8 protein-coding genes and 2 pseudogenes are annotated in these 14,827 nt (G+C 47.5%); 7 read left to right on the forward strand and 3 right to left on the reverse strand.

The features are described from left to right. Positions 1–195: 195 nt before the first annotated feature. On the forward strand, positions 196–720 hold the full coding sequence (locus H6570_13095) for a hypothetical protein (GenBank protein ID MCB9320214.1): 525 nt from the start codon (positions 196–198) through the stop codon (positions 718–720). Positions 721–790: 70 nt separating this feature from the next. On the opposite strand, the gene glk is transcribed toward H6570_13095, so the two are convergent. Further along, positions 791–1,807, reverse strand: coding sequence for a glucokinase (glk, locus tag H6570_13100; GenBank protein ID MCB9320215.1), 1,017 nt, complete (start codon positions 1,805–1,807; stop codon positions 791–793). Positions 1,808–2,058: 251 nt separating this feature from the next. On the opposite strand from glk, the pseudogene H6570_13105 reads away from it, so the two are divergent. After that, positions 2,059–3,380, forward strand: a pseudogene (locus H6570_13105) (lysine 2,3-aminomutase). Between the two features lie 8 nt (positions 3,381–3,388). Here H6570_13105 and H6570_13110 read toward each other — a convergent pair. Together H6570_13110 and H6570_13115 are read right to left on the reverse strand one after the other, a co-directional pair. Then, positions 3,389–4,318 (reverse strand): universal stress protein, encoded by a 930-nt coding sequence (locus H6570_13110; GenBank protein MCB9320216.1) that lies wholly within the window; start codon positions 4,316–4,318, stop codon positions 3,389–3,391. Positions 4,319–4,428: 110 nt separating this feature from the next. After that, on the reverse strand, positions 4,429–7,080 hold the full coding sequence (locus H6570_13115) for a cation-transporting P-type ATPase (GenBank protein MCB9320217.1): 2,652 nt from the start codon (positions 7,078–7,080) through the stop codon (positions 4,429–4,431). Between the two features lie 154 nt (positions 7,081–7,234). On the opposite strand from H6570_13115, the gene H6570_13120 reads away from it, so the two are divergent. From H6570_13120 to gdhA, 5 genes and pseudogenes are all read left to right on the forward strand, one after another. Beyond that, entirely contained in the window at positions 7,235–9,184 is a 1,950-nt protein-coding gene (locus H6570_13120; GenBank protein MCB9320218.1) for an ATP-dependent metallopeptidase FtsH/Yme1/Tma family protein, read from the forward strand. After that, a complete protein-coding gene (locus H6570_13125) occupies positions 9,166–10,935 on the forward strand; it encodes an HAD family phosphatase (protein ID MCB9320219.1) in 1,770 nt (589 codons plus the stop codon). The genes H6570_13120 and H6570_13125 overlap by 19 nt, the downstream gene beginning before the upstream one ends. A gap of 225 nt (positions 10,936–11,160) precedes the next feature. Beyond that, positions 11,161–11,685: a hypothetical protein gene (locus H6570_13130; protein MCB9320220.1), complete on the forward strand. Its 525-nt coding sequence runs from the start codon at positions 11,161–11,163 to the stop codon at positions 11,683–11,685. A 44-nt stretch (positions 11,686–11,729) separates the two neighbouring features. Continuing rightward, a complete protein-coding gene (locus tag H6570_13135; GenBank protein MCB9320221.1) occupies positions 11,730–13,001 on the forward strand; it encodes a T9SS type A sorting domain-containing protein in 1,272 nt (423 codons plus the stop codon). Positions 13,002–13,413: 412 nt separating this feature from the next. Further along, positions 13,414–14,751 (forward strand): annotated as a pseudogene (gene gdhA / locus H6570_13140) (NADP-specific glutamate dehydrogenase). Positions 14,752–14,827 lie beyond the last annotated feature (76 nt).

Below are 14,827 nucleotides of genomic sequence, written 5' to 3' on the forward strand. Positions count from 1 at the left end.
ACCATTCCGAATTTATCCCGCGTTAAATTACCCCGTCATTTTAACCCTGGTTAATAATTCGTTAATTAATACACTTACCTATTTGTTGCAATTCACATCCCGGGTTTTGGGTTCGTTAAATAATCGGTACTTACTTATTGATTAGAAATAAAAAATACTTAACCCCGGTTTTCTTTCACCATTAATTAACTACCAATGAAAAATGCAATCATTTTTTGCACAGTATTTTTTTTGCTATTTACCACTTCACTTACAGCGCAGATAGCCAAAGGTAATTTTCTGATTGGTGGCAATCTGGATCTCCAATATCATTCAGGATTTTCTTCCGGCACACTGACGGGCCAGTTTAATCCCAACATTGGCTATTTTTTTGGAAACAAGCTGGCGTTAGGTTTAAATGGATTTATCAATGGCACGATCAATAACAATCTTAAAAGCAGCAATTACATGCTTTCCCCGTATGCGAGGTATTATTTCGGAGTGAAAGAAAACGCTGCATTATTCACTCAGCTGAATGCAGGCGTTCTGTACAGCAATCGTAAGTACCTGGATTCCCGCACAAAGAGCGTTGATCCTTACCTTGGTTTAGGGGTTGGCCATACGTATTTCATCAATAAACACATCGGCCTGGAAACTCAATTGTATGCGGATAATGCGTTTGGTAAACTTAATCTGGGATTTAAAGTCGGGCTCCAGTTTTATCTCGGAAAAAAGAAATAAAGCAGCTTGCCAATTGAATTTTTGATCGTATGATTAGATCCACGAATTAAATCCGGATTCAAAATATTCATCAGGAATAAGCCGCATAGTAAGCCGCTCCCCACAGTGCTGTTTTATCATTGAGGATGACGTAGACAGGTACTTTTTCCAGGAGTGTTTTCAGCCGGCCGCTATGCAGAAAATGGCTTAAAAATACCCGCTGATCCAACATCGGAAGAATTTTGGGTACGATCCCGCCACCAATGAACAAGCCACCGGTCGATTTGATCTTCAGAGCAAGATTAGCCGATTCTTCAGCAAGGTAGCGAAGGAACAACTGATAGGTCTCCAGGGCGATATGCTCTTCCTTCATGGCTGCTTCGCTGATCACCTGGGCAGGATCCTCCTGAGCCATCTTCCTGGACATCCACAGGGGTTCATCCAGATTGCGGATGTCCCGCAGGAATTTATAAATCGTAAATATTCCGGCGCCCGACAGCAGCCGCTCCCAGCTGATGTGTTCATAGGTGCTGCGCAGGTAGAGGAAAAGCTCCACATCGATCTCCGTACGGGGATAGAAATCACAATGGCCTCCTTCCGTAGCGAAAGGATGAAGCCCTTTACCATCCCAAAACAATCCCGCCTCACCAAGTCCTGTGCCCGGGGAAATAATGGCAGCATTTCCTTTAAGGTCTTTATCTCCATCGTTGAGTACCAGCACTTCGTGTTCCTGCAAGGCCGCCAGTCCATAGGCATTGGCTTCCAGGTCATTGATAATGGATACCTTCCTGATACCCAATTCCTGGGTAACCTTGGTGGAGCTGATACCCCAGGCCAGATTAGTGCCTTCCGCCTCTCCGCGGATCACCGGGCCTGCAAATCCAACACAGATGCGGTCAGGCAATGCCACACCGGCATGAAATACCTTGACGATATCTACAAAAGAGGGATACTGTGACGAACGGTAGGACCCTTCCCGGATAAAACGCATTTCGCCATCTACGACAGTAAAAAGGGACAAGTTCGTCTTCGTACCTCCGACATCTGCCGCTAAAATAGTCTGGCCTTTTGCGGCCATTTTTGACTTTGGAAACGCAATTGATATCATCCTATCCGGAATTTTTTTGTCAACCGCCAATGTTAAGGAATGTAGTGAGATTATGCAAATTATTATCTCACGGAGCAATAACCTTTATCCGGTTTGACGGCTGCCCAATTAGGATGACCCGCCAATTTACCGTATCTTACGATTCCGGCACTACACTCACCACCGGAATTACCTGTTCATGTTATGGCCTGCTACCTTTCCAGCCCGCTGCTGGAAAAACAATTGTTTTACCGTTAAAAAGAGCATTGAATATGCAGCAATCGCCGCCAAAGTACAAGGCCATTACATTGGCTAATTTTCGAAAAAACGCACTGATCGAGCAGAACGTGACTGAGGAGCAGAAGCATCACATCAACGTCGTAGGGCAAGTCCTTCCCTTTAAAGTCAACAATTACGTCCTGGAAGAACTGATCGACTGGTCTAATCTGCCCAATGACCCCATCTTCCAATTGACCTTCCCACAAAAAGACATGCTTGCACCCCATGACTTTCTAGCCGTTGAAGAGGCGCTGGCAGCAAATGTATCCAAAGGAGAATTGAAACTGCTGGTGAATTCCATTCGCCATACCCTCAACCCCCACCCCGCAGGACAACTCGAACACAACGTACCCATGTTCAGGAACAGCCGCCTCGAGGGGATCAACACAAATACCGGGAAACTGTCTTGTTTTTCCCAAGCCAGAGCCAAACGTGCCATGCTTACTGCACTTTTTGTTTCCGCTGGCCGCAGTTTGTAGGCATGGAAGGATTAAAATTTGCCATGCAGGAATCATCCACACTGGCTGATTACGTCAAAGCCAATCCGAAAGTAACCGATGTCCTCTTTACCGGAGGAGACCCGATGATCATGCGTGCAAAACGGATGGAGGCCTACCTTGCACCCCTATTGTCCGAACGAATTCCAAACCTGCGCAACATCCGTATCGGTTCTAAAGTGCTCGGTTACTGGCCCTATAAATTTCTCACCGATCCGGATGCTGATGAGATGCTGCGGCTTTTTGAGCGGGTTGTAAAACACGGTTATCACCTTTCGTTCATGGCACACTTCAACCACGTACGTGAGTTGGAAACACCAGCCGTAGAGAAAGCCATCCGGAGGATCCGGAACACTGGTGCCGTCATTCGCACCCAGTCGCCGATCATGAGGCACATCAACGACCACCCGCACATTTGGCGGGACATGTGGCGTAAACAGGTCAGTCTCGGCTGCATACCCTATTATATGTTCATCGCCCGGGACACAGGCGCTCAATCCTATTTTGCCGTGCCTCTCGAGCGCTGCCACCGTATCTACCGCGAAGCTTATCAGCAGGTAGGTGGATTAGCGCGGACCGGTCGGGGCCCCAGCATGTCCGCAGAGCCCGGCAAGGTACAAATCCTGGGTGTCGTACAGATTGGAGGTCAGAAATACTTCAACTTAAGGTTCATCCAGAGCAGAAACCCTGAATGGGTGGGTAGGCCCTTCTTTGCACCTTACGATCCGGATGCGATCTGGCTGGACGATCTCAAACCGGCATTTAACGAACCACAGTTCTTTTTTGAAGAATCCAACCACTTTTCGAGCATGAATTAACTAAACGCTTAGTCTATGAATGTGCCGGCTTCCTGCCCGACGAGCTTTTGTTCAAGCTCATGATCATGGCCGGCGCGTTCTCCCAACTCTTCCCAATCCTGATCATGAAGTATCAGAACCGGTACACGGGCATGGATGATCATCTCCTTGCTGACGCTGTGGTGAATCAGATTCAGCAGGTAACCCCGTTCCTGACCGATAAGGACCAGTAAATTTGCTTTCTCCGACTCAATAAATTCCTCGAGGCCATCTTCCGCACTTACATGTTGCAGAGTGGTAAAATGCAGTTTTTTGGAGTTGAGAAAATGTTCCACACGTTTCACCACCACCTCATCGACGATGTCATCGAGTTCCCTGGGCGTCACAACCCGTACCATTTCCAGCTCAGGGTTCCAGGCTTCCACCATGTCTTTAACCGGATTAAGAACATGTAATTGATCCGGAGCTAAATGGTTTGCGCCAATGACCACCTTTCGAGGCAAATCCAGCGTTGCACCGGATGGTACGATCAACATTTTGCATTGTGCTTTCCTCATCACCTCCAGGGCGGTGGAGCCCATGATCATGCGGGTGAGTCCGGTGAATCCCTTGGTTCCCATCACCACCAGGTCCGGATGTTCCTGATGGATCGTTGTACAAATGGATTTTGCCGCTTCACCAATGACGAGCAATTCACGGAATTTGAAATGAGGGAATTTGGTGCTAAAATGTGCACATACGGCGTGAAGCTGTTCGGTTTCCTCTTTCAACAGGTCATCGGATGAGACCATGGACGTAAGAAATGGATAGGTCGGTATGGCAGGGACTCCAGGCGCGACATGGACCAGGATAAAATCCAACGGGCCGGAGTTGTAACTGGAACTAAACCATTGCATCGCATATTCGATAGCATGGTCGGCATCCCAGGAAAAATCGGTTAACAATATGATCTTTTTCATGGCTGGTGGTTTACAAACTATCTACTCTTGCTGGTTCAGAATTTCAATGATTTAATTGTAAAAATCAATGACCTGGATCAATCACCACCAGAATCACTCCTATGAGTTGGTCAAAGGATAACCCGGAAAACACGCTTGAACAGCTGAATAATGCCTACCGGAAGGATACTGAAGGACAGTACATACAGCCACCCAACCGGAGACAGGTAATCGAGCGCCAGGACTTCGCGGATTGGGCTTACGATCAAAGCCCCACCGACCAGTAAACTGCACAAAATAAATGCAGCCCAGATAAAAGGATTATGAACGATCGGATTGTTCCAGAAGGAAGCATCGCGTCCCGGTAAATTAAATACATTCCACAGCTGGGCAAAGATCAGGGTGTAAAAGGTGTAGTTGACAATCTTCGCGGTCGTAGCGGAAAGAATGTACAAGCTAAAAACCTCCATGCCGATGACAGAAACGGCGATTGCCAGCGCGTATAAAACGATGGATTGCCAGTCTTGGCGCGTAATAATGGGAACGGCCCGGTTACGCGGGGGTAGGCGCATGATATTTCCCGGCCCTTTATTCATCCCCAGAGCGAGCGCAGGAAATACATCGGTCACTACATTTAAAAATAAGATCTGTAGCGGAAGCAAAGGTAAGGGCATCCCTCCTACAATGGCAATTCCGATGACCAGGAGTTCACTCAGGTTACACGACAAAAGGTAGATGACAAACTGACGGATGTTTTCAAAAATGATCCGACCAGTGCGGATGGCGGCAACGATTGAGGTAAATGCATCATCTTTCAGGATGATATCGGCAGCCTCCCTGGCCGCTTCTGTCCCCCGGATTCCCATGGCGATGCCCACATCCGCTTTTTTCAATGCCAGCGCATCATTGACCCCGTCACCGGTCATGCCCACCACATAGCCATGTTCCTGGAAGATCCTGACCAGTTCAAGTTTCTGCGCCGGATTGATCCGGGCGAAAACCTGGGTGTTCAATAAGGCAGGCTGAACATTACTCACCGCCTCCGGATCCTTCAGGTGACTACCGGTCATCTTGAGGCAAGCTTCACCCGGCGAGACGAGATGAACCTGCTGGGCTATGTGGCCGGCTGTCTCCGGGTGGTCGCCGGTAACCATTACGATGCGAATCCCGGCCTGACGGCATTCCTCGATGGCTTGCCGGATGTCCTTGCGAGCCGGGTCCTGGAAGGCTGCCAAGCCTAAAAATATCAGGTCATCCAGCATTTCGTCCGGCGCGGGTATTTGATGCCGCCAGGAACATGCCAGGGCGATCAGCCGGTACCCTTCCATTGCGAGGTCATCGTGTTCGTTCATCCAGGCCTCACGCTGAAGAAAGGGCTCCATGGTATCCTTTCCACTTCCCAATTGATTGCACCTGGGTAACAGCACATCGGCGGCGCCTTTCACACAAATCAAATAGCCAGGATTGGCCTCGTGTACTGTTGCCATCCATTTTAAATCAGGATCAAAAGGCACCTCCTGTACCCGCGGCAATTCCCGTGACAAAGCTACAGGGTCCAGGCCTTCGGTTATGGCCGCTGAGATCAGCGCGACATCCAGCGGGTCTCCTCCCCACTTCCCATTTTCGAATTTGGCATCATTTCCAAGCAAACCTACCGAGAGAAGCCATGCTATCTGTCGATTCTCTGCTTTTTTTGCCGGTTGAAAACGGATGATCCGCCGCTGTTTTTCTGGTATGACCAGTGTAGTCAGCTGCATTTGATTTTCAGTAAGTGTCCCCGTCTTGTCCGTCAGGATGATACTGGTTTCTCCCAGTGTCTGAACCGCTTCGAGGGACTTCACAATGACATTTTTACGCGCCATCAGGATCATCCCTCTGGCCAGTGTAATGGTAGCGATCACCGGCAAACCCTCCGGAATAGCTGCAATAGCCAGAGCGATTCCCGTCTCCAGCATCATAAGCCAGTCCCTGCCACGGATAACCCCCAGGACAAAAACCAAAATTGCGATGATCAAGGTGATCCAGATCAATTGCCTGGTCAGACTATTCAGGCGCTTCTCGAGCGGAGTGATGCCCTTTTGGGTCACCTGGGCCATGTGGGTTATACCACCGAGTTCTGTGCGACTACCTGTAGCCACCACCAGCGCTTTGCCCTGCCCGCGTACAACCGTTGTCCCGGCAAAAACCATATTTTTCTGATCCGCCAGAGAGCTTATTTTCTCCATGGCTTCCGATTGCTTATAAACCGGATAAGATTCTCCCGTCAACATGGCTTCTTCGATCTGGAGACGGAGTACCTGAACGACCCGCGCGTCAGCCGTCACTAAATCTCCGGCTTCCAGTAACATGATATCTCCCGGTACAAGGTCCATGGAATCAAGCGTGTACAGGCGCCCTTCGCGAAGAACCCGAACCGAAGCACGGCTTAATTTGCGCAGAGCATCCATTGAACGCACTGCCTGCCATTCCATTAAAAAACCAATCACGGTATTGATGACGATGAGCACGGCGACGGCTATTCCCTCCGCCCATTCTTCAAAAACGAACGAAGCCGCTGCGGCCAAAACCAATATCCACACAATAGGGCTGAGAAACTGCTCGGCAAGAATCCTGATCACCGACTTTGAGCTCCCTTTCTTCAGGATATTGGCCCCAAAGGTATGCCGGCGTTTTAAAACTTCTTCTTCACTGAGGCCCTTCAAAAGATCCGTTTCCAGCCATGTAGTTAATTCCTCTACCGACTTCAACGTGAATTCAGTGGTAATGGATTCTTTTCCGGGCATGTGTGGAAATGGTTTCATAACAAGATTACATATCCGGAATGAGAAGGTTCTTACAATCAGGGTAAATGATATAAATCATGGCCGGATTTGACTGGAATGGATACCAAATGTGTCCAGGAAGTTCCATACTGAACGTTCATCAGTCATTCATACAATGAGTGAGAAAATCAACCCGACAGCCGATCCGAGACCAGGTCCAAAGCAGCCCGGAAGGATTTCATTGATTTACATATTCATAACGCTGGCACTACTCCTGTTCTTCTGGTTTCAGAAAGATGGAGCCCCTGAGGAAACGACATGGAACAACTTTGTTGAGACCATGCTGATCCCGCATGACGTGGAAAAACTCGTGGTGGTCAACGGTCAAAAAGTCAATGTCTACATCAAACCCTCCAAGTCTGAAGATCCGAAATACGGGACAGCAGCCAAAAAATTGCCCAAGAACATTGAAGTACCCCTTTACTATTTTACCATTGGCTCCAACGAAGTCTTTTATGACCAGCTTCGTGAAGCGGAACAAGGCATTCCCACAAACGACCGCGTTCCCGTAAGCTACGTTACACAGAGCAACTGGGGATGGAATATCCTGTTATGGATCCTTCCATTTCTGCTGATTGTGATCTTATGGTCGGGATTGCTCCGGGGTGCCACGTCCGGCATGCAAAACATGAATACCAATATTTTCAAATTTGGCCAATCCCAGGCAAGAGTAACCGAAACCGGCACGGAGAGCAAAATTACCTTTGCACAGGTCGCAGGCATGGAAGAGGCCAAAGAGGAGATCTATGAGATCGTGAAATTTTTAAAAAATCCGGCAAGTTATACCCGTTTAGGAGCCAAAATCCCCAAAGGTGTCTTGCTGGTTGGACCTCCGGGGACCGGCAAAACCCTACTGGCGAAAGCGGTTGCCGGAGAGGCCGGTGTACCTTTCTTTTCACTCTCCGGCTCGGAATTCATTGAAATGTTTGTTGGCGTGGGCGCTGCCCGTATGCGGGACTTGTTTGCCAAGGCAAAAGCGAAGGCTCCTTCCATCGTCTTTATTGATGAGATTGATACCATCGGGCGTATGCGGGGCAAGGCCTATTCGCTCCAATCCAATGACGAGCGGGACAGCACGCTGAATCAGCTGCTTGCAGAACTTGATGGCTTTGATACCAGTACCGGCGTCATCGTGCTGGCGGCAACGAACCGTGGCGACATTCTGGACAGTGCATTGCTGCGGCCGGGACGTTTTGACCGTCACATCCAACTAGAATTGCCCAACATCAACGAACGCAAAGCCATCTTTCAGGTCCATGTCAAACCACTGATCACCGCAACGGATGTCGATGTGGATCAGCTCGCCTCACAGACACCTGGCTTTTCCGGTGCTGACATTGCGAATATCTGCAATGAGGCCGCCCTGATTGCAGCGCGGATGGAAAAAGAAGCTGTTGGTCAGCCGGATTTCATACAGGCAATTGACCGGGTGATTGGCGGTCTGGAGAAAAAAAGCAAGGTAATCAGTCCCGCAGAGAAACGGCGTATTGCCTATCATGAAGCCGGCCATGTGATCACCGGGTGGTTTTTACCTCATGCCACCCCTGCACTCAAGGTGTCCATCATTCCGCGGGGTAAGTCGCTGGGTGCTGCCTGGTATCTGCCGGAGGAACATCAGATCGTCACCCAGGAAGAATTTTCGGATACGATCTGTATGGCACTGGGAGGACGGGCCGCCGAAGAATTGGTTTTCGGGGATACCTCCTCCAATGCACTTGATGACCTGGAGAAAGCAACCAAACAAGCCTACAGCATGGTGGTATATTATGGCTTAAGTGAAGCATTGGGTCATGTAAGTTTTTACGATTCCACCGGCCGCACGGAGCAAAGCCTGGTGAAACCGTACAGTGAAAAGACAGCGGAAATCATCGATCGTGAAGTACGGAACCTGATCGGCGATGCCTATGCCAAGGCCAGTGACATCCTGACCATACACCGGCATCAGCTCGATGAACTCGCTGAGATGCTGATCCGGAAGGAAGTTGTTTATCAGGAGGACATCCGCAAAGTGGCGGACCAGTTGCCTGTCATTCAAAACAAAGAATCATGTATCTCAATGTCATAGCGTTTGACCTGGATGGGACCATCGCCCAGGACGACCGGGTAAATCCGCAAACATGGGTTAAACTGGCTGAGGCAAAAGCCAAAGGTTTTAAACTGATGCTGGTGACCGGTCGCTGTTTTGACGACCTAAAAACCATTGGCCCTTTTGAAGAATACTGCAAGGCCATTGTTGCCGAAAACGGCGCTTTGGTCTATTTCCCGGACAATGAAACGCTGGTCATGCCTTTCGGTCAGTTAGCCAAAGAAGTAAAGGACCAGTTGCTCGCCAGCAACATACCATTGGAGATTGGGAAAGCCATCATGGCAACCCGGGTGCCCCACGACAAAACGGTTTTGAAGGTGCTGGGAAGGACCAATTTTGCCGCCATCGCCGAATACAACAAAGGTGCCATCATGGTCTTGCCCCATGGAGCCACCAAGGGTAGCGGGCTGTTGTTTGCACTGAATGAACTGGGGTTATCCGCCCATAATATGATATCGATCGGAGATGCCGAAAACGACCGGAGTATGTTTGAGCAGGCTGAATTGGCTGTTGCGGTACAAAATGCCACTGAAGACATCAAAAAAATGTCGGATATCATCCTGAGTGCTCCCAATGGAACCGGAGTGAATGGGTTTCTGACGCAACTGATGAATCATGAAATTCCAATCTATAACCCCCGGGCCAAACAGCGGATTCAAATCGGGCACCGGCAGGGTCAGGAAGAACTATTTATGAACCCACTTCGATTGTTGAATGGTAACCTGTGTATATCCGGGGACAGCCGGAGTGGGAAATCATGGATTGCCGGCCTGATCATTGAAAAATTGCTGGAGCAGGAATACCAGATATGCGTCATCGATCCGGAAGGCGATTATTATGGGATCAATGCATTCCCGCATGCCATCGTCATGGGAAGAAACGACCCCAAATTGCCGGCAGTAACCGACCTGCTCACGTTGTTCGAATACTCCAGTACCAGTATCGTCCTCGATATGTCCTCCAAGCCACTCAGTTTCCAGATAGAATATGTGGAAGAGCTCCTGCATGGCTTGTTCAGTCTTAAAGAGAGCCGGGGAAAACCCCAGTTGATCATCATGGATGAAGCCCACTATTTCTGTGGCCCGCAAAATGGCACCATAAAGGACCTGATTGTGAAACATATGCACCATGGCGGTATTGCGCTGATCACCTTCAATCCAAACCTCATGGATGCCAAAGTGCTGGAGCAGGTAGATCACTGGTTGCTGACCAAATTGCAGGGCGACTTGCAGTACGATGCCATTAGTCCATACCTGCCAGCTCTGAAAGAAAAAGGCATGCGGGAAAAGTTAGCCAACCTGCCCATGGGTAAAACCTACTTGTATTGCAAACATTCGGACGAGACTTTGCATCATCAATCAGAAATCGTTGATTTTACGCACACGCGCCGTATAGTCCGGCACATCCGTCACCTGAACAAATACCTGCGGGCTCCGGTACAGCAGTCGAAACAGTTTTACTTCCACGTGCCGGAAGGGTATGATGGCGTGAATTCCGCTGCCAACTTATGGGAGTTTAGCCGGAAGTTACGCGAAGTACCCCTGGAGACCATCCATTATCATATAGAAAGACAGGACTTCCGGCGCTGGGTCGCTGATGTCCTCCATGATCATGAATTGGCCAACCGGATACAGAAAATCACCCGGCGCCATCTGGAAGGGGAAGACTTACGGGACGAACTGGCAGCAACAGTAGACCTGCGGTTTGAGGAGTTGCAGAAAATGGTCTGAGGATTTCAATATTTACCACCGACCCAAGATTATGATTTGCATCATTGATATAGGTGACCATAAAGTCTTGACATTACTTATTGACCTTATTAGATTAGGTTCTGGCTTAAAGAATTAGCGTTAAGCACTTGCCTGTTGTTTGTGTTTAATTGCCGATTGGATTATCGACTGACAAGGTAAAAGTGAATGCATTGAATACAGGGATATTGGATTAATACCTTTCATATGAATAAGTCATTTGCATCAATAATAATATTCCTTACTATTATTTTCTGCTTCTCCTGTTACCCATTTGCCATCAACGATAAAAATTGCGATTACGATTGCGATGACTACCCCGCATTCTATTCTGACCAATATATCCACCATTCAGTAATTGTTAAAATTACAGATAGAGAGACTAATAAAGCATTACCCGGAATTCCACTACAGGTTCACAAAGTAAAAACGGATTGGAATGAATGCGGCCAAACCGACGCATCAGGGGCTGGTGATGGAACTTGCCGATATTTTATAACTCAGGAAAAAGACTTTTCGCTTTCAACAGATGCAAGTGGAAATGCATTAATCGAATTTGAAGGAGATTACGACCATGATATGGATCACTATGAAATTACCATACTGGCAAATGATTCAAAAGATCCAAAAACCAATGTCAGCTATTTCCAGGCAGAGGTCAACACCAAACTGGAAGATCGAAAAACGTCTAATCTTATCTCTATTAAGCTCTTAAATAAAACTGCCCTCTGAATTTTCATTTTTCAGTACCGATAGACATTCAGATTATGAGAACCATGATCATCATAAGCTTCCTTCTGTTACCTGCAATCAGTCAGAGCCAACCGTTCAAATATCGAGGTACCTCACCATTTCATCTGGAAGCGCTCAATTCGGAAAGCAGCAGCCCCATCAAAAGGCCAACATTTAAAATCATGTTTTTTGACCTGGATAAAGATGGGGATCTCGATGCCCTCCACCTGTGTATTGAATCAGTTGATGATGTTGAATATACCACTGAGAAGAACATACATTTTATTCTGGAGCGGCAACTCAATGTGGGGAGCCCAACCATCCCAATTTTTGGTGCACGAGAATCATTTCAAAAACCGATCCCTGTACCGGAAAATAGCTATATGCTCGCTGATATCGGTGACCTCAACCTCGATGGAGCTTTTGATATGATCGTCTGTGCACAAGTAGACCTGACTGGAAATCAGGAAATATTATATTACCAAAATACAGGAACATCATTAAACCCAAGTTTTACCATTACCCATGCTTCAACATTAGGTCTTGGAGCCTTTATCCCTGGCAGTTTTTTCATTCCCGATCTAGCAGATTTGGATGGCGATGGCGATCTCGATCTGTTACTCACCGGTCACACCAGAAATATCACCGAAAAATACGACGAGCGCCCTGTATTTAAATATGCTAAAAATACGGGCACGCCTACTAGCCCAAGATTTCTCGGATGGTTTGAAAACCCATATGGATTACACCCCATTTACCCATATGACATGTACCTGGAAAGCGGTGATATCGACCATGATAATGATGTTGATGTGCTTAGCGTATCATTTAAAAATAACTTTCCAATGGATTTTTACGAAAATTCACCAGGGAGTAATAAAAAACCTCAGTTTGTTGAACCTTATTATACACTTCTTGGAATTCCTGAATCGGGTAATAACAACAACCTACTTCTCCCGGCTCTTGTGGATCTGGATGGAGATCATGACCTGGATATTGTCATTCCAAGGACATTTGGTCTGGAGACTTTTCAAATTGAGTATTATGAAAATACTCTAACAGTAACCGAAAGGGAAAGTCTGGAAAATCAATCACTCAAATTATATCCAAACCCATCTCATTCAGAATTATTTATTACAAATAATTCTGACGAAATTGTCATTTCCTGCGAGGTGATCGATTTGCAGGGAAGAACTCTCCTGACTTTACCCGGAAATAACAAATCCGTTCCTCTTAATAAATTAGTTAATGGTACCTATTTCGTAAGATTACGAACATCGAAAGGTATCATGTACAAAAAATTCATTAAAAGCTAAATCTAGAGTTCACTCCAGTAATTTAAGTTTTCATTCACAAACTGACTTTTCGCACTACAGCTTGTTCTCCGGTAGGCATCAAGAAAAGGAGGCGAAGCACGCCGGCAGCAAAAATACCGTTGTATTATAGTTCAAACAGTTGCGGGCTTCACTAACCTACAACTAATTCATAATGAAGTAAGATTTAACCTCCCCCTTAAATTTTATTACCCACACAAATCAACATCGGACCTCTTATTTCTATTCAATTTTGGATGCTTACAGTAATGATAATGAGATCCCGAATCAGCTTAGGTTCCAGGTTTTTACATGATAATAATCTGGATACCAGGCAATCATTATCATTCCTTATTAAACCGCCAAAGTGGTAATTGCCCCCGTATCAGTATTAACAGCACCTAACCTATAAATCATGCAAACAGCTGTAAAACAATTTATCAAAGTTGTACACGCCCGCAATCCTCATGAACCGGAATTCCTTCAGGCAGTCCAGGAAGTAGCCGAAGTGATCCTGCCATACATGAACGACCACCCAGAATACCTGAAAGCCAATCTGTTTGAGCGCATGGTAGAACCTGAGCGCATGGTAGTTTTTCGGGTACCCTGGATGGATGATGCCGGAAACTTCCGGGTCAACCGGGGCTACCGGATACAAATGAACAGCGCCATCGGTCCCTATAAAGGAGGTTTGAGATTTCACCCCTCGGTTAATGCCAGCATCCTCAAGTTTCTGGCATTTGAACAAGTATTGAAAAATTCCCTGACCACTTTGCCTATGGGTGGTGGTAAAGGCGGATCTGATTTTGATCCCAAGGGCAAGAGCGACCAGGAAGTCATGTGATTCTGTCAAAGTTTTATGACCGAATTATACCGTCATATAGGCCCGGAAACCGATGTGCCAGCCGGGGACATTGGCGTAGGGGCACGCGAAGTGGGTTACCTTTTCGGGCAATACAAACGGATCGCCAATCAGTTCAATGGAGTGATCACCGGGAAAGGATATACCTATGGAGGAAGCTTAATCCGGCCGGAGGCCACAGGATATGGCCTATTGTTCTTCGTAGAAGAAATGCTGAAGCAAAGAGGCGACTCGGTGAGAGGTAAAGTCATCACGGTATCCGGATCCGGTAACGTAGCACAGTATGCCATTGAAAAAGCTATCCAGCTTGGTGGGAAACCTGTGACCGCATCCGATTCAAGTGGAATGATCTACGACCCAAATGGAATTGACCTGGAAAAACTGGCTTTCATTAAAGAATTAAAAAATGTACGCCGGGGACGGATATCCGACTATGCAGAAAAATATCAGGTTGAGTACCAGCCTGGCCAACGGCCGTGGCATATCCCCTGCGACATCGCCTTGCCTTGCGCCACCCAGAATGAGCTGGACGATGAAAATGCCCGGAATCTTATCGATAACGGCTGCATCCTCATTGCCGAGGGAGCAAATATGCCCACCACGCCGGAAGCCATACGACGAATCCAAAATCTGCATCTGATGTATGCACCAGGGAAAGCTTCCAATGCGGGCGGCGTTGCCACATCCGGACTGGAAATGACCCAGAATGCTCTTCATGCTTCCTGGACTGCTGAAAAAGTGGAAACAGAGCTGAAACAGATCATGCAGTCGATCCATTCGCAATGCAAGGAACATGGTCAGCAGTACAACTACATCGACTATGTAAAAGGTGCAAACCTGGCAGGATTCATCCGGGTCGCTGAAGCCATGCTGGCGGAAGGTCATGTTTGATCTGCCTTTTCCATGGTATAAGGTCAACTGAAGCAGCAAGGTCCGGGTTCATAAAATCCAGGCTCACGTGCAGACA

The sequence above is a fragment of the Lewinellaceae bacterium genome (assembly GCA_020636135.1).
In the GTDB taxonomy this organism is placed as follows: Bacteria; Bacteroidota; Bacteroidia; order Chitinophagales; family Saprospiraceae; genus JAGQXC01.